This window comes from Azospirillum tabaci, from assembly GCF_014596085.1.
GTDB lineage: Bacteria > Pseudomonadota > Alphaproteobacteria > Azospirillales > Azospirillaceae > Azospirillum > Azospirillum tabaci.
In genome coordinates this window covers 1-14,276 of record NZ_JACCJY010000032.1, presented here as the reverse complement: position 1 = coordinate 14,276, position 14,276 = coordinate 1, and the positions used below count along the sequence as shown (strand labels likewise).

At 68.4% G+C, this 14,276-nt stretch carries 12 protein-coding genes, 1 tRNA gene and 1 pseudogene; 12 read left to right on the top strand and 2 right to left on the bottom strand.

Translation table 11 applies throughout. From position 1 onward, the window contains the following. The first annotated feature begins 79 nt into the window (after positions 1-79). From H0B54_RS23830 to glpX, 3 genes are read left to right on the top strand one after another with little or no spacing between them, the layout of a single operon-like run. A complete protein-coding gene (locus H0B54_RS23830) occupies positions 80-1,354 on the top strand; it encodes an LL-diaminopimelate aminotransferase (protein WP_094306449.1) in 1,275 nt (424 codons plus the stop codon). Next, positions 1,354-2,661, top strand: coding sequence for a homoserine dehydrogenase (locus tag H0B54_RS23825; RefSeq protein ID WP_188262379.1), 1,308 nt, complete (start codon positions 1,354-1,356; stop codon positions 2,659-2,661). Before H0B54_RS23830 ends, H0B54_RS23825 begins: the two co-directional genes overlap by 1 nt. 44 nt (positions 2,662-2,705) lie before the next feature. Next, the gene (gene glpX, locus H0B54_RS23820; RefSeq protein WP_014240259.1) at positions 2,706-3,698 is read left to right on the top strand and encodes a class II fructose-bisphosphatase; all 993 of its coding nucleotides are present in this window, start codon (positions 2,706-2,708) and stop codon (positions 3,696-3,698) included. A 79-nt stretch (positions 3,699-3,777) separates the two neighbouring features. Here glpX and H0B54_RS23815 read toward each other — a convergent pair whose 3' ends face one another. Continuing rightward, the gene (locus H0B54_RS23815; protein WP_188262378.1) at positions 3,778-4,872 is read right to left on the bottom strand and encodes a glycerol dehydrogenase; all 1,095 of its coding nucleotides are present in this window, start codon (positions 4,870-4,872) and stop codon (positions 3,778-3,780) included. A 221-nt stretch (positions 4,873-5,093) separates the two neighbouring features. Between H0B54_RS23815 and recJ the strand changes: the two genes are divergently transcribed. From recJ to H0B54_RS23795, 4 genes are all read left to right on the top strand, one after another. Next, positions 5,094-6,893 (top strand): single-stranded-DNA-specific exonuclease RecJ, encoded by a 1,800-nt coding sequence (recJ, locus tag H0B54_RS23810; RefSeq protein ID WP_188262377.1) that lies wholly within the window; start codon positions 5,094-5,096, stop codon positions 6,891-6,893. Between the two features lie 123 nt (positions 6,894-7,016). Next, positions 7,017-7,092 (top strand) — tRNA-Glu (locus H0B54_RS23805). 241 nt (positions 7,093-7,333) lie between these two features. Then, the gene (locus H0B54_RS23800; protein WP_188262376.1) at positions 7,334-8,173 is read left to right on the top strand and encodes an aldo/keto reductase; all 840 of its coding nucleotides are present in this window, start codon (positions 7,334-7,336) and stop codon (positions 8,171-8,173) included. A 121-nt stretch (positions 8,174-8,294) separates the two neighbouring features. Then, positions 8,295-8,501, top strand: coding sequence for a hypothetical protein (locus tag H0B54_RS23795; RefSeq protein WP_188262375.1), 207 nt, complete (start codon positions 8,295-8,297; stop codon positions 8,499-8,501). A gap of 91 nt (positions 8,502-8,592) precedes the next feature. Here the strand turns inward: H0B54_RS23795 and oxlT are convergent, their stop codons facing one another. Then, complete coding sequence (gene oxlT / locus H0B54_RS23790; protein ID WP_094306443.1) at positions 8,593-9,894, bottom strand: oxalate/formate MFS antiporter; 1,302 nt, start codon at positions 9,892-9,894, stop codon at positions 8,593-8,595. Positions 9,895-10,382: 488 nt separating this feature from the next. Here oxlT and H0B54_RS23785 point away from each other — a divergent pair, with 488 nt between their 5' ends. From H0B54_RS23785 to H0B54_RS23765, 5 genes and pseudogenes are all read left to right on the top strand, one after another. After that, positions 10,383-11,312: a histone deacetylase family protein gene (locus H0B54_RS23785; RefSeq protein ID WP_188262374.1), complete on the top strand. Its 930-nt coding sequence runs from the start codon at positions 10,383-10,385 to the stop codon at positions 11,310-11,312. 156 nt (positions 11,313-11,468) lie between these two features. After that, positions 11,469-11,939 (top strand): GNAT family N-acetyltransferase, encoded by a 471-nt coding sequence (locus tag H0B54_RS23780; RefSeq protein WP_094306441.1) that lies wholly within the window; start codon positions 11,469-11,471, stop codon positions 11,937-11,939. 260 nt (positions 11,940-12,199) lie between these two features. Continuing rightward, positions 12,200-13,225: a 2-dehydropantoate 2-reductase gene (locus H0B54_RS23775; protein ID WP_188262373.1), complete on the top strand. Its 1,026-nt coding sequence runs from the start codon at positions 12,200-12,202 to the stop codon at positions 13,223-13,225. Between the two features lie 99 nt (positions 13,226-13,324). Next, a complete protein-coding gene (locus H0B54_RS23770) occupies positions 13,325-13,780 on the top strand; it encodes a CBS domain-containing protein (protein WP_094306439.1) in 456 nt (151 codons plus the stop codon). A 270-nt stretch (positions 13,781-14,050) separates the two neighbouring features. Further along, positions 14,051-14,276, top strand: a pseudogene (locus H0B54_RS23765) (NAD(P)(+) transhydrogenase (Re/Si-specific) subunit alpha); the annotation flags it as partial.

Genomic DNA, 14,276 nt, shown 5'->3' with positions numbered 1-14,276 from the left:
AGATGCGGGGCGGTAGATAAGTGGTCCCGGTCCGCAAATATGGGTTCGTGGCGTGGCCGGACAAGGCTTCGGAGCGTCCATGAGCGATTCAGAATTCCACCGGATCAAGCGGCTTCCGCCCTACGTCTTCGCCGAAGTGAACGCCATGAAGGCGCGAGCCCGAGCTGCCGGCGAGGACATCATCGACCTCGGCATGGGCAACCCGGACCAGCCGACGCCCCAGCACATTGTCGACAAGCTGATCGAGGCCGTGCGCGATCCCAAGACGCACCGCTACTCGAACTCCCGCGGCATCCCCGGCCTGCGCAAGGCGCACGCGGCCTATTACAAGCGCCGCTTCAACGTGGACGTCGATCCGGAGTCGGAGTGCATCGTCACCATCGGCTCGAAGGAGGGCCTGGCCAACCTCGCCCAGGCGATCACCAGCCCGGGCGACATCATCCTGGTGCCGAACCCCAGCTACCCGATCCATCCCTTCGGCTTCATCCTGGCCGGCGCCTCGGTGCGCCATCTGCCGGTGGGGCAGGCCAACGGCACCTCAACCGACATCGACAGCTTCATGATCATGCTGGAGCGCGCCGTGCGCCACAGCGTGCCGAAGCCGCTGGCGCTGGTGCTGAACTACCCGTCGAACCCGACGGCGGAGGTGGTCGGCCTCGACTTCTACCGCCCGATCGTCGAGTTCTGCCGCAAGCACGGCATCTACATCCTGTCGGATCTGGCCTACGCCGAGGTCTTCTTTGACGGCGACCCGCCGCCCTCGATCCTGGAGATCCCGGAGGCGCGCGAGGTGGCCGTCGAGTTCACCTCGATGTCGAAGACCTATTCGATGGCCGGCTGGCGCATCGGCTTCGCCACCGGCAACAAGAAGCTCATCACCGCGCTGGCCCGCATCAAGTCGTACCTGGACTACGGTGCCTTCACGCCGATCCAGGTCGCCGCGACCGCCGCGCTGAACGGCCCGCAGGATTGCGTGGAGCAGGTGCGCACCATGTACCGCCAGCGCCGCGACGTGATGATCGAGGGTCTGGCCTCCGCCGGCTGGACGGTGCCGAGCCCGTCGGCCTCGATGTTCGCCTGGGCGCCGATCCCGGAGCCCTTCGCCCATCTCGGCTCGCTGGAATTCTCCAAGCTGCTGCTGCAGGAGGCCAAGGTGGCCGTGGCGCCGGGCATCGGCTTCGGTGAGTACGGCGACGGCCATGTCCGTCTGGCGCTGGTGGAGAACGTCCACCGCATCCGTCAGGCGACCCGCAACATCAAGGAGTTCTTCCGCTCCAACGCCGCCGGCGCGGCGGCGAGCAAGGACCCGGCGGCGCGCGCCGCCCTCCTCGACCCCGAGAAAGCGAAAGCCTGATGTCCGACTCCCACAAAACAGGCCCCCTGAAAATCGCCGTCGCGGGCCTGGGCACGGTCGGCGCGGGCGTTCTGAAGCTTCTCGAGCGGCAGGCCGACCTGATCGAGCAGCGCTGCGGCCGCCGCATCGAGGTGGTGGCGGTCAGCGCCCGCTCGCGCGGCAAGGACCGCGGCGTCGACCTGTCGACGGTCGAATGGTACGACGACCCGGTGGCGCTCGCCGCCCATCCCGGCGTGGATGTGGTGGTCGAGCTGATCGGCGGGTCCGAGGGACCGGCGAAGGAGACCGTCGAGCTGGCGCTGGAGCGGGGGCGCCACGTCGTCACCGCCAACAAGGCGCTGCTTGCCCATCACGGCACCGCGCTCGCGGCCAAGGCGGAGGCCGCCGGCCTCGCCATCGGCTTCGAGGCGGCGGTGGCCGGCGGCATCCCGATCATCAAGGGGCTCCGCGAGGGGCTGGCGGGCAACCGGGTGTCGGAGGTGCACGGCATCCTCAACGGCACCTGCAACTACATCCTGACCGAGATGCGCACCACCGGCCGCGACTTCGCGGACGTGCTGGCCGACGCGCAGAAGCTGGGTTACGCGGAAGCCGACCCGAGCTTCGACATCGACGGCGTGGACGCGGCGCACAAGCTGGCGATCCTGACCTCGGTGGCCTTCGGCACGCCGGTGGACTTCCAGAGCGTCCATGTCGAGGGCATCCGCCACGTCTCGGCGGTGGACTTCGACTACGCCGACGCGCTCGGCTACCGGATCAAGCTGCTGGGCATCGCCCGGCGCACCGACCACGGGATCGAGCAGCGCGTGCACCCCTGCATGGTGCCGAAGGCGGCGCCCATCGCGGCGGTGGACGGCGTGTTCAACGCCGTGATCGCCCAGGGCGATTTCGTGGACCGCGTGCTGTTCGTCGGCCGCGGCGCGGGCGAGGGACCGACGGCGTCGGCCGTCGTCTCCGACCTGATCGACATCGCCCGCGGGCGCTCCACCCCCACCTTCGGCGTGCCGGCGGCCCAGCTTTCCGAGGCCCAGCCGTCCCCGATGGAGGCCCGCCGGGGGTCGTACTACGTACGCCTGATGGTCGTGGACCGTCCCGGCGTGATAGCGGATGTTGCGGCGGCCATGCGCGACCAGAACGTCTCCATGGAGCAGTTCCTGCAGCGCGGGCGCGCCCCCGGTGAAGCGGTGCCGGTGGTCCTGACCACTCATGACACCGACGAGGCGGCCATGCAGCGCGCGCTTGCCACCATCGCCGCCAAGGAGTCGGTGGTCGAGCCGCCGCGCATGATCCGCATCGAACAGTTTTGACCGAACCATAGAAGAACCGAGCATCGATTCGGGGGAGAACAACCATGTCCGTTCATGTCGACCTGTCCGGTATGGACCGGAACCTGGCGCTGGAAGCCGTCCGCGTCACCGAGGCCGCCGCGCTGTCCGCGTCGCTGCTGATGGGCCGCGGTGACGAGAAGCTTGCCGACCAGGCCGCGGTCGACGCCATGCGCCAGGCGCTCAACACCCTCTACATCGACGGCACCGTCGTGATCGGCGAGGGCGAGCGCGACGAGGCGCCCATGCTCTACATCGGCGAGAAGGTCGGCGCCGGCATCGGCCGCGGGCCGAAGGTCGACATCGCGCTCGACCCGCTGGAAGGCACCACCATCTGCGCCACCGGCGGCCCGAACTCGCTGGCCGTCATCGCCATGGCGGACGAGGGCGGCTTCCTGAACGCCCCGGACGTCTACATGGACAAGATCGCCGTCGGTTCCGGCCTGCCGGAAGGCGTGGTCGATCTCGACGAGACCCCGGCCAACAACCTCAAGGCCCTGGCCAAGGCCAAGGGCACCGAGGTGCAGGAGCTGCTGGTCTGCATCCTGAACCGTCCGCGCCACGCCGAGCTGATCGCCCGCGTCCGCGAGGCCGGCGCGCGCATCATGCTGATCAACGACGGCGACGTGTCGGGCGTGATCGCCACCAGCCAGGCCGGCACCGGCGTCGACATGTATGTCGGCTCCGGCGGCGCGCCGGAAGGCGTTCTGGCCGCGGCGGCGCTGCGCTGCATCGGCGGCCAGTTCCAGGGCCGTCTGCTGTTCCGCAACGACGACGAGAAGGCCCGCGCCGCCCGCTGGGGCGTCAAGGATCTGAACAAGAAGTACAGCCTGACCGAGCTGGCCAGCGGCAACGTCATGTTCGCCGCGACCGGCGTGACCGACGGCGCCATGCTGCGCGGCGTCCGCCGCTTCCCCGGCGGTGCGACCACCCATTCGGTCATCATGCGCTCCAAGTCGGGCACCGTGCGCTACGTCGAGGCGCACCACAACCTGCAGCGCAAGCCGAGCATGGCCTAAGGCTGCTCAAGGAAAAAGGGGCGCGCGGTGGTCTGCCGCGCGCCCCTTTCTTTTTTGGAGATTTCTCCTTTTTCGGAGATTACAGGCCCTTCCGCCGCCGTCCCTCGGCGTCGGCGGCCTTCATGGCGGCCAGGACACGCTGCGGGGTGATCTCGTGCGGCTCGTTGTGGATGGTCTCGCCCTCGGCGCAGGCCCGCTCCGCCGCCAGCAGAAGCCGCTCGTCCGACACGCTGGCAAGGCCGATCTCGGCCAGCGTCGTCGGCAGCCCCACCGCCTTGCAGAAGCCGTAGACCTCGTCCAGCACGGCCGGCGGCCGGTCGGTCAGGATCAGCAGCGTCAGCGTGCCGAAGGCGACCTTCTCGCCGTGCCAGCAATGGTGCGTTTCCTCCAGCGCGGTCAGGCCGTTGTGGACGGCGTGCGCCGCCGCCAGCCCGCCGCTCTCGAAGCCCAGCCCGCTCAGAAGCGTGTTGGCCTCGACGATGCGTTCCAGCGCCGGGGTGACCACGCCCTGCTCGCAGGCCGATTTGGCGAGCACGCCATACTCCAGCAGCGTGTCGTAGCACAGCCGGGCCAGAGCGAAGGCGGTCATCGGGCCGACGCGCCCGGTCATGTTGCCGCCGCGCTTGATGCGGCAATCCTCCGCCTCGAACCAGGTGGACAGGGCGTCGCCCATGCCGGAGACGAGGAAGCGCACCGGGGCGTTCGCCACCACGCCGGTGTCGACCAGAACGAGGTCTGGGTTGCGCGGCAGCACGAGGTAGCGCTTGAACGCCCCCTCCGGTGTGTAGATCACCGATAGCGCGCTGCACGGCGCGTCGGTGGAGGCAAGCGTCGGGACGATGGCGGTGCGCGCGTCCAGCGCGTGGGCGACCGCCTTGGCGGTGTCGAGCGCCTTGCCGCCGCCGATGCCGGCCACGACGTCGGCTCCCATGGCGCGGGCGAGATCGGTCAGCCGCTCGATCTCCTCGTCGGAGCATTCGCCGCGGAATTCCTGGATGTCCAGTTCGACGCGCCCGGCGGCGGCATCGACCAGCCGGCCTTTCAGCGTCTTCAGAACGAAGCGGTCGGTGACGGCCAGAACCGTCTTGCCCAGCCGGGCCAGATCCTCCCCCAGGCTGTCGAGGGCGCCGTTGCCTTGGACGTAGCGGGCTGGAAAGATCGCCGTGGTGATCATGGTTCCCTCCTCCGCGTGTGGATGACGCAGTGGAGCAGGACGCCTTTCCACCCGCAATGACCTGCCTCAAGTTGCGGTGCGGCAAGGATGCCTGCCACCTTTGCGTACGCCGCCGCCGCCGACGGGACCGGCCGTCTCCTTCCGCGGGCCCCATCCGCTGGCCCGCTTGTCCCCCATCTGCTATGGCTTCGCCCTTTCCGATCCGTGGCATTCTGGGCAGCATGACCGACACCGTTCCCCCCTTCCTGAACGTCGCCCATTCCCTGTCCGGCAAGCGCTGGCAGGCGCGGCCCTACGACGAGCGGCTGGCCTGGGGGCTGGCGCAGGGGCGGGGGCTGCCGGAGATCGTCGGGCGGGTGCTCGCCGCCCGCGGGGTGACGGAGGAGGCATGCGACGGCTTCCTGAACCCGACGCTGAAGGCGCTGCTTCCCGACCCCTCCCGCTTCAGGGACATGGACACGGCGGCGGAGCGCATCGCCCGCGCCGTGATGGACGGCGAGCCGGTGGCCGTCTTCGGCGACTATGATGTGGACGGCGCCACCTCCTCCGCGCTGCTGCGGCGCTTCTTCCGGGCGGTGGGGGCGGATCTGCGGATCTACGTGCCCGACCGCATGAAGGAGGGCTACGGCCCCAACGGCCCGGCGCTGCTGCGGCTGAAGGCCGAGGGCGTGCGGCTGGTGGTGACGGTGGATTGCGGCATCTCCGCCTTCGCGGCGCTGGAGGCGGCGGCGGCGGCCGGGCTGGACGTGGTGGTTCTCGACCATCACGCGGCGGAACCGCGCCTGCCGCCGGCCATCGCTCTGGTCAACCCGAACCGGCTGGACGAGGACGGCGCCTACCGCACGCTGTGCGCGGCGGGAGTGACCTTCCTGGCCGTGGTGGCGGTGAACCGGGCGCTGCGCAGCGCCGGATTCTACGCGGGCCGCAACGAGCCGAATCTGATGGAGTGGCTCGACCTCGTGGCGCTGGGCACGGTGTGCGACGTGGTGCCCCTGACCGGGTTGAACCGGGCGCTGGTGGCGCAGGGGCTGAAGGTGATGGCGCGGCGCGCCAACCCCGGCCTGTCCGCCCTGTCCGACGTCGCCGGGGTGAAGGAGAAGCCGGACGCCTACCACGCCGGCTTCGTGCTCGGCCCGCGGGTCAACGCCGGCGGGCGCGTCGGCGCCTCGGACCTCGGGGCGCGGCTGCTCTCCACCGACGATCCCATGGAGGCCATGGAACTGGCCCAGAAGCTGGAGGCTCACAACGCCGAACGCCGCGCGGTGGAGCAGGGCGTGCTCGCCGACGCCCTGGCCCGGCTGGAGGAGCACGCCGACGAGCTGGCCGAACTGGTCTTCGTGGCGGGTGAAGGCTGGCACCCCGGCGTGATCGGCATCGTCGCCAGCCGCCTGAAGGAGCGCTACAGCCGCCCCGCCTGCGTCATCGCCCTGGAGGAAGGGGCGGACGGTACGGTGATCGGCAAGGCCTCGGGCCGCTCGGTGCGTGGGGTCGACCTGGGGGCGGCGGTGATCGCCGCGCGGCAGGAAGGGCTGCTGATGGCCGGAGGCGGGCACCGCATGGCGGCCGGCTTCACCGTGGCGGGGAACAGGCTGGCCGACCTGCAGACCTTCCTGACCGGCCGCGTCGCCGAACAGGTCGCCGCAGCCCCTCTGGTGCCGACGCTGGAGCTGGACGGCGCGCTGTCCGTGGGGGCGGCGAACACCTCCCTGGTGGACCGCCTGAACCAGCTCGGCCCCTTCGGCACCGGCAACGCGGAGCCGCGCTTCGCCGTCACCGACGCCCGCGTGGTGCGGGCGGACGTGGTCGGGGCGAATCACGTCCGCTGCATTCTCCAGGGCGGCGACGGCGCCCGGTTGAAGGCCATCGCCTTCCGCGCGCTGGACAGCGAGATGGGAAAAGCCCTGCTGATGGGGCGCGGATCGCCCTTCCACATCGCCGGCGTCCTGCGCATCGACCGTTGGAACGGGGCGGAGGGAGTCCAGCTCCTGATCGACGACGCCGCACCCTCCCAAACCATGTGAATGCAAACAAATTCGGCTCGGGAGTGCTGCATGGGGGGCATACGCGAACGGGGTAGAAAGGAGTTGGAAAAAACGCTTGCGCTCGGCCCGTCATCCCATTAGTAATCCCGCCACGCCAACGACGTCCCCATCGTCTAGAGGCCTAGGACACCGCCCTTTCACGGCGGCGACAGGGGTTCGAATCCCCTTGGGGACGCCACCTTCTCACAGGTTGGCACCGGTTTCGAAAGCTCAGCCCTTGGCTGAGCTTTTGTCGTTTCAGGCGTCATTTGTCTGCCGCCTTTGCCGGCTGCGGGTGATCCCTTCGCCGCGCCGCGTTCGCCGGCTTCTCCCACCCGCCGAAATAGCGCCAAGGGGCGGTTTCCAGGGGTAGCTTGGTGGACTAACGTTCCTCACGCCCCTTCGATGCTTCGACGGGGCCAAGGGAACGGGAGACATCCATGACCATTCCGACGACACGCCTTCCTTCGGGAACCGCCGTGCCGGTGCTCGGCCAAGGCACCTGGTACATGGGCGAGGACAGCCGCGACCGCGCGCGGGAGGCGGCGGCGCTGCGGCTCGGCCTCGACCTCGGCATGACGCTGATCGACACGGCGGAGATGTACGCCGACGGCGGGGCGGAGGAGGTGGTCGGCGAGGCCATCGCCGGGCGCCGCGACGAGGTGTTTCTGGTCAGCAAGGTGCTGCCGATGAACGCCAGCCGCCGCGGCACCATCGCGGCCTGCGAACGCAGCCTGAAGCGCCTGCGCACCGACCGCATCGACCTCTATCTGCTGCACTGGCGCGGCAGCCACGACTTCTCCGAAACCATCGAGGCCTTCGACACGCTGATGCGTGACGGCAAGATCGGCCGATGGGGTGTCAGCAACCTGGATCTCCAGGACATGGAGGAGTTGGTCGGCACGCCGGGCGGGGAGGGGGTGCAGACCGACCAGCTCCTCTACAACCTGACGCGCCGCGGCATCGAATACGACCTGCAGCCCTGGTGCCGTGGGCGGGGCATTCCGATCATGGCCTATTCGCCGATCGAGCAGGGGCGGATGCTGCGCCATCCGGAGCTTCGCCGCATCGCCGAGCGGCACGGCGCGACGCCGGCCCAGGTCGGGCTGGCCTGGCTGCTGCGCCAGGACGGGGTGATCGCCATCCCCAAGGCGTCGGATCCCGCCCATGTACGCGACAACCGGGCCGCCGCCGACCTGCGGCTCGACGAGCAGGATCTCGCGGACCTCGACCGGGCCTTCCCGCCGCCGCGCGGGCCGCGCCCGCTGGAGATGCTGTAGCGCGGCGAAGCGCCGCGCTTGCGGTGGCGGACTCGATTTCCCTAGCCGAACGGCCTATGTATGCTGCATTGCGGAATCGGGCGTGCCTGAGTCCGTGTGTGCCTCATCCGGGAAACGAAGCATGCTCGCCATCGTTCTTCTGTCCATGCTGCTGTCGGGCTTCGCTGTCGTCGTGGCGCGGATTCTGACCGCCGAGGTCGCCACCGCCGGCATGCCGGTCCGCGATCCCTGGTCGCCCGGCCACCTCCGCCGGGTGAAGAAGGCGCGCAAGGCGCGGGAGGAGATTGAGGGCGGCCCGTCCTGGGCGTCGTTCCCGCGCGCTCTCTGATCTTTCCCGCCGTTCCATTCTTCAAAAGCAGATCGGGCCGGGAAATCTCCCGGCCCGATTGCGTTCGGGTGCTGATGGTGCGTCCGGTGCCTTACTGGGCCGGCTCCGCCGCCAGCTTCGAGGCCGGGAGGCTCTCGTTGATCTGGCGGGCGCGCATCGGCTTCAGGACGAAGATGGCCAGCAGGGCGGCGATGCCGTTGACCGCGGCGGCGAAGAAGAACACCGCCTGCCAGCTGCCGGTCGAGGCGACCGCCACGTTGGCGAAGGGAACGACCAGCGACGCGGTGCCCTTGGCGGTGTACAGCAGGCCGGCGTTGGTGGTGGCGAACTTCGAGCCGAAGGAGTCGCCGCACAGCGCCGGGAACAGGCTGTAGATCTCACCCCAGGCGAAGAACACCAGACCCGTCAGGATCACGAAGGCGACGGGGTTGTGGCCCCACTGGTTCAGCGCCAGGATGCCGACGCACTCCAGGGCGAAGGCGATGAACATCGTGTTCTCGCGGCCGATGTGGTCCGACACCCAGCCGAAGAAGGGGCGGGTGACGCCGTTCAGCACGCGGTCGATCGACAGGGCGAAGGTCAGCGCCGGCAAGGTCAGGCCCATGATGCTGACGGGCACGCCGTCCAGGTGGAAGTCCTTGGCGATCGGGCCGAGCTGAGCGGTCGCCATCAGGCCGCCCGCCGCCACCATCACGAACATGGCGTACATGACCCAGAAGACCGGGGTCTTCAGCATCTGGACCGGGGTGTAGCTCTCGCGGGTCTGCGACACCGCCGAGCGGGTGACCTCCGGAACCTGACCCTTCTTCGGCGACGCCAGGAACCATGCCAGCGCGAGGATCACCGCGCCCTGGCCGATGCCGAAGGTCATGAAGGTGGCTTCATAGCCCGAGGAGTGGATCATGTTGGCGATGGGAACGACCGTGAGGGCCGAGCCGGCGCCGAACCCGGCGGCGGTCAGGCCGGCGGCGAGGCCGCGGCGGTCGGGGAACCACTTCAGCGCGTTGCCCACGCAGGTGCCGTAGACGCCGCCGGCGCCGATGCCGCCCAGCGCTGCGCCGAGATAGAGCATGGCGAGCGAGTCGGCCACCGAGTTGACCGCCCAGGCCACGGCGCAGAGCACGCCGCCGATCAGGACGACGATGCGCGGGCCGAATTTGTCGACGAACCAGCCTTCGACGGGAACCAGCCAGGTTTCCATGACGACGAAGATGGTGAAGGCCACCTGGATGGCCGCACGGCCCCAGCCATGCTTCTGGTCGATGGGCTCGACGAACAGAGTCCAGCCGTACTGCAGGTTCGCGATCATCGACATGCAGATGACGCCGATGACGAGCTGGAACCAGCGGCCACCGAGGGGCCCCTTCGGGGCCTCCGTGAGGGCTTGGTGCATTTCTCTCCTCCTAGAAGCGATCTCTTTGCGAAGCGGTCTTTTGCTTTTTTGAGTCGGGTTGTTTTTGTTTTTTGACCGGAGGTTTCCCCGTGGTGTGCCGGGTCGTCTCCATCGCCTTTGCTTGACCGTGGAACCGGCCGCTTGGTGTGGGCGGCTTCAGCTCCCGGGATGAGCGTTTTTGGCATTAGAGATATGGTATGCCAGATACAGTTTTTGGCGCAAGCTGTTTGTCAGCGTAACAAACAGACTCGGCCTGCGAGGGCCGCTCTACCACCTTCGGAAGCGTTGATGGCCCTTGTCCCGATAGGGGTTCTTGCGCTCAGACGGTGGCGGTGCTGACGGTTTGCTGCCAAAGCGATTTGGTCCATTCTGGTATCTGGTATACATATAAGGCAAGGGCGCGCGTCGACTCGGGAAGGCATGGCGCTTCCGCGCCGTCGCGTGATCGACCAGTTTCAAATCATCGGTACAGGGGAGGAGAGGATTCGATGACAACCGCCATTTTCACCCACCCGGACTTCCTGGCGCACGACACCGGCCCGGGGCACCCGGAGCGTCCGGAGCGAATCGCCGTGGTGTGGGAGGTTCTGGACCGCGACGAGTTCCGCGATCTGCCCCGCTTCGAGGCCCCGGAGGCGGAGGCGGAGCAGCTGCGCTGGGTGCATGACGCGGCCTATGTGGATGCCGTGCTGAACGCGGTCCCGGACAGCGGTCACGTCCGGCTGGACGCCGACACCGTGCTGTCGCCCACCTCGCGCTCGGCGATTCTGCGCGCCGCCGGAGCGGTCTGCGCGGCGGTGGACGCGGTGCTGGACGGGACGGCGAAGAACGCCTTCTGCGCCGTCCGCCCCTGCGGTCACCACGCCGAGCCGGCCCGCGCCATGGGCTTCTGCGTCTTCAACAATGTGGCGGTCGGCGCGGAGCACGCCCGCAAGCGGCGCGGCCTGACCCGGGTGGCCGTGGTCGATTACGACGTGCACCACGGCAACGGCACCCAGGCGATGTTCTGGGACGACGCTGACCTGTTCTTCGCCTCGACCCACCAGTCGCCGCTCTATCCCGGCACCGGCTCGATGCGGGAAACCGGTGTCGCCGACAACATCGTCAACGCGCCGCTGCCGCCCCACTCCGGGACGGTGGAGTTCCGACAAGCGATGGAGCGCCGCATCCTCCCCGCGCTGGAGGAATTCCAGCCGGAGTTGATCCTGATCTCCGCCGGATTCGACGCCCACGCCCGCGACCCTCTGGCGTCGCTGAACTTCACCGGCCCGGATTTCGAATGGGCGACCCGCAAGCTGGTCGAGGCGGCGGATCGGCTGTGCGACGGCCGCGTCGTGACGGTGCTGGAGGGGGGCTACGACATGGTGGGGCTCGCCGAAGGCTGCGCCGCCCATCTCCAGGCCCTGATGCACGCCTGACCGGGGCTCGGACGGCGAAGCGCCGAGGGATTTCGAGGGACTTTGCGCAGCTGCGTCATAAGGTCGGTTGCTTCCTGCACGGATTATCTGGTATACCAAATACCAGAGAGACGAACAGAGTCCCTCGAACACACAAAAAAACGGGAGTTACGCACGATGGACCAGCGGATCGCCGAACAGAACGCTGCCGACCAGCACACCATCGAGATCACCCTGGCAAAGACCGACGCCGACATCGCCGACAGCTACGCGGTGGTGAAGGAACTGCGCACCCACATGACCGACGCCGACGCCTACGCCGCCCAGATCCGCCGCCAGATGGAGGACGGCTACAACCTCGCCCTCCTGCGCATCGACGGCGAGGTCGCCGGCTGCGGCGGCTTCCGCGTTCACGAGACGCTGTCGCGCGGTCGCTATATGTATGTTGAGGACCTTGTAACCTCGCCGAAGCACCGCTCCTTCGGCCTGGGCGACAAGCTGTTCGATTGGTTGGCCGCCCAGGCGCGCGAGAAGGGCTGCGCTCAGATGGAAATCATCTCCGGGGTCCAGCGCGGCGACGCGCACCGCTTCTATCACCGCAAGCGTATGACGGTTAAGGCGTTCCAGCTCGTCCTTCCGCTCACCTGATCCCGCACACCGGATGGATCCGCGAGCCGGGCGTCCGGACGGGCCGGACGCCCGGTTTTCCATGCTCGAACTTTCGTTGGAAAACCCAGGATTCTCGCCCGATTCCGGATCATGTCCCTCCCTCTACAGGGTCTATTTTGCCAGTTGACATCTGGTATCTGGTATACCAAACTCCGTATTTGTTCGGTGTGCTGATTGATTGGGGTTACTGCAAAGGCTGCGCGGCGCGTGGCCGATAATTGGGGGAGAGGAAACGGGTTATGAAGATCTGCATCTTTGGGTCCGGGGCCATCGGCGGCTATCTTGGTGTGCGTCTCCACCAGGCCGGCGCGGATGTCAGCCTCGTCGCGCGCGGCGCCCATCTCACGGCCATGCGTGAGAACGGCGTGAAGCTGATCGTCGGAGAGGAAGAAACGGTCGTCCGCCCCCGCTGCACCGACAACGCGGCGGAACTCGGCCCGCAGGACTACGTCATCATCGGTCTGAAGGCCCACTCCGTTCCCAGCGTCGTCGACGCCATCCAGCCGTTGCTTGGCAAGGACACCGCCGTGGTCACCGCGGTCAACGGCATCCCCTATTGGTACTTCTACAAGAACGGCGGCGAGTTCGAAGGCCGCGTGCTCGACACCGTCGATCCGGGCGGCATCCAGTGGAACGGCCTGGGGCCGGAGCGCGCCATCGGCTGCGTCGTCTACCCCGCGACCGAGGTCGTCGAACCCGGCGTCATTCAGCACATCTACGGCGACAAGTTCTCGCTGGGCGAGCCGGACGGCACCCAGTCCGACCGCGTGAAGAAGCTCAGCGCGGCCATGGAGGCCGGCGGCCTGCGCGCCCCGGTGCTTGACCGCATCCGCGACGAGATCTGGCTGAAGCTGTGGGGCAACCTCTGCTTCAACCCGATCAGCGCGCTGACCCACGCCACGCTCGACGTCATCTGCTCCGATCCGGAAACCCGCGCCGTCGCCAAGGCGATGATGCTGGAGGCCAAGGAGATCGGCGACCGTCTGGGTGTGCATTTCCGGGTGGATGTGGAGCGCCGCATCAACGGCGCCGGCGCCGTCGGCGCGCACAAGACCTCCATGCTCCAGGATCTGGAGCGTGGCCGTCCGATGGAGATCGACGCCCTGCTGTCGGTGGTCCAGGAGATGGGCCGCATGGTTGGCGTGGCGACCCCGACCATCGACGTGGTCCTGGCGCTCGTCCGCCAGCGCGGCGAGATCGCCGGCGCCTACACGCGCCCGCAGCGGGCGTCGTCCGAGGCCGCACCCGCGGTCGCCGCCCAGTAGGGCGGACACCGTCCGGCCCCGCACACAGAAACCAACGCCCCCAACGACGAAGCGAAGCAACGCCGAGGGGCCGGACAATCGCTTCACAGGAGGAGCGTCATGAGGGTTGAAGACATTCTCCGCCGGAAGGGGACGCGCATCGGCACGGTGCGCATCAACGAAACCGTGGAAACGGCGTTGCGTCTTCTGAAGGCGGAAAACACGGGCGCGCTGGTGGTCAAGGACGTCTGCCGGACCGAGGGCAACACCGTCGTCGGGGTGATTTCCGAACGCGACATCGTGCGTGGCCTGACCGACCGCGGGCCGGGCATCCTGTCCCTGCCGGTCACGGCGGTGATGAGCAATCATCCCGTCTGCTGCACGCCGGGCGATTCCGTCCGCCACGTGCTCCAGCTGATGGACGAGCACACCATCCGCCACATCCCCGTCCTGGACGGAGCCTCGCTGGTCGGCGTGGTCAGCGTGCGCGATCTCATCAAGGCGCAGCTCGATGCCGCGCCGCCGGACTCCGAGCCGGGCGAGGTCGTCAGCTATCCCGTCGCCGCGGCCCAGTGACGGACGACGGCGCCGTGGGCGGCGCCCAAGGCGACGTCCACGGCAGCGTCCAAGTTAAGGCGGCGGCGGTCCGGAGGCGGTCGCCCGCATCCATCCCGGGTGACCGCTCCGCCGCCCTGCGGGCCTGACGCCGGACCACGCCTCGTCGCTGGCCGGCACCGACATCATTCGAGAATTTGACCGGCGGGCCGCCCGCCGAGGCCGCCCGCCGTCGAGGCCGGAGCGCTGACGCCTCGTCCTGCCGATTGCTTTGGGAGGCAATCAACAACCATGAAAATCGCCATACCCAGGGAGCGGCGAGCGGGCGAGAATCGCGTCGCAGCGTCTCCGGAAACCGTCAAGAAGATCAAGGGCCTCGGTCTCGACGTCGTGGTCGAGACCGGCGCGGGTTTGGGCTCGAACCTGCCGGACCGGGTCTATCAGGCCGCCGGTGCGGAGATCGCGCCGGACGCCGCCTCGGCGCTGGCCGACGCCGACATCGTGCTGAAGGTGCAGC

Excerpts from the sequence above, each read along its gene's own strand:
- H0B54_RS23795 (WP_188262375.1), top strand. The coding sequence starts at position 8,295 with ATGCTCGCCATCGTTCTTCTGTCCATGCTGCTGTCGGGCTTCGCTGTC.
- H0B54_RS23800 (WP_188262376.1), top strand. The coding sequence starts at position 7,334 with ATGACCATTCCGACGACACGCCTTCCTTCGGGAACCGCCGTGCCGGTG.
- H0B54_RS23770 (WP_094306439.1), top strand. The coding sequence starts at position 13,325 with ATGAGGGTTGAAGACATTCTCCGCCGGAAGGGGACGCGCATCGGCACG.
- recJ (WP_188262377.1), top strand. The coding sequence starts at position 5,094 with ATGACCGACACCGTTCCCCCCTTCCTGAACGTCGCCCATTCCCTGTCC.
- H0B54_RS23780 (WP_094306441.1), top strand. The coding sequence starts at position 11,469 with ATGGACCAGCGGATCGCCGAACAGAACGCTGCCGACCAGCACACCATC.
- H0B54_RS23825 (WP_188262379.1), top strand. The coding sequence starts at position 1,354 with ATGTCCGACTCCCACAAAACAGGCCCCCTGAAAATCGCCGTCGCGGGC.
- H0B54_RS23830 (WP_094306449.1), top strand. The coding sequence starts at position 80 with ATGAGCGATTCAGAATTCCACCGGATCAAGCGGCTTCCGCCCTACGTC.
- H0B54_RS23815 (WP_188262378.1), bottom strand. The coding sequence starts at position 4,872 with ATGATCACCACGGCGATCTTTCCAGCCCGCTACGTCCAAGGCAACGGC.
- oxlT (WP_094306443.1), bottom strand. The coding sequence starts at position 9,894 with ATGCACCAAGCCCTCACGGAGGCCCCGAAGGGGCCCCTCGGTGGCCGC.
- H0B54_RS23775 (WP_188262373.1), top strand. The coding sequence starts at position 12,200 with ATGAAGATCTGCATCTTTGGGTCCGGGGCCATCGGCGGCTATCTTGGT.
- H0B54_RS23785 (WP_188262374.1), top strand. The coding sequence starts at position 10,383 with ATGACAACCGCCATTTTCACCCACCCGGACTTCCTGGCGCACGACACC.
- glpX (WP_014240259.1), top strand. The coding sequence starts at position 2,706 with ATGTCCGTTCATGTCGACCTGTCCGGTATGGACCGGAACCTGGCGCTG.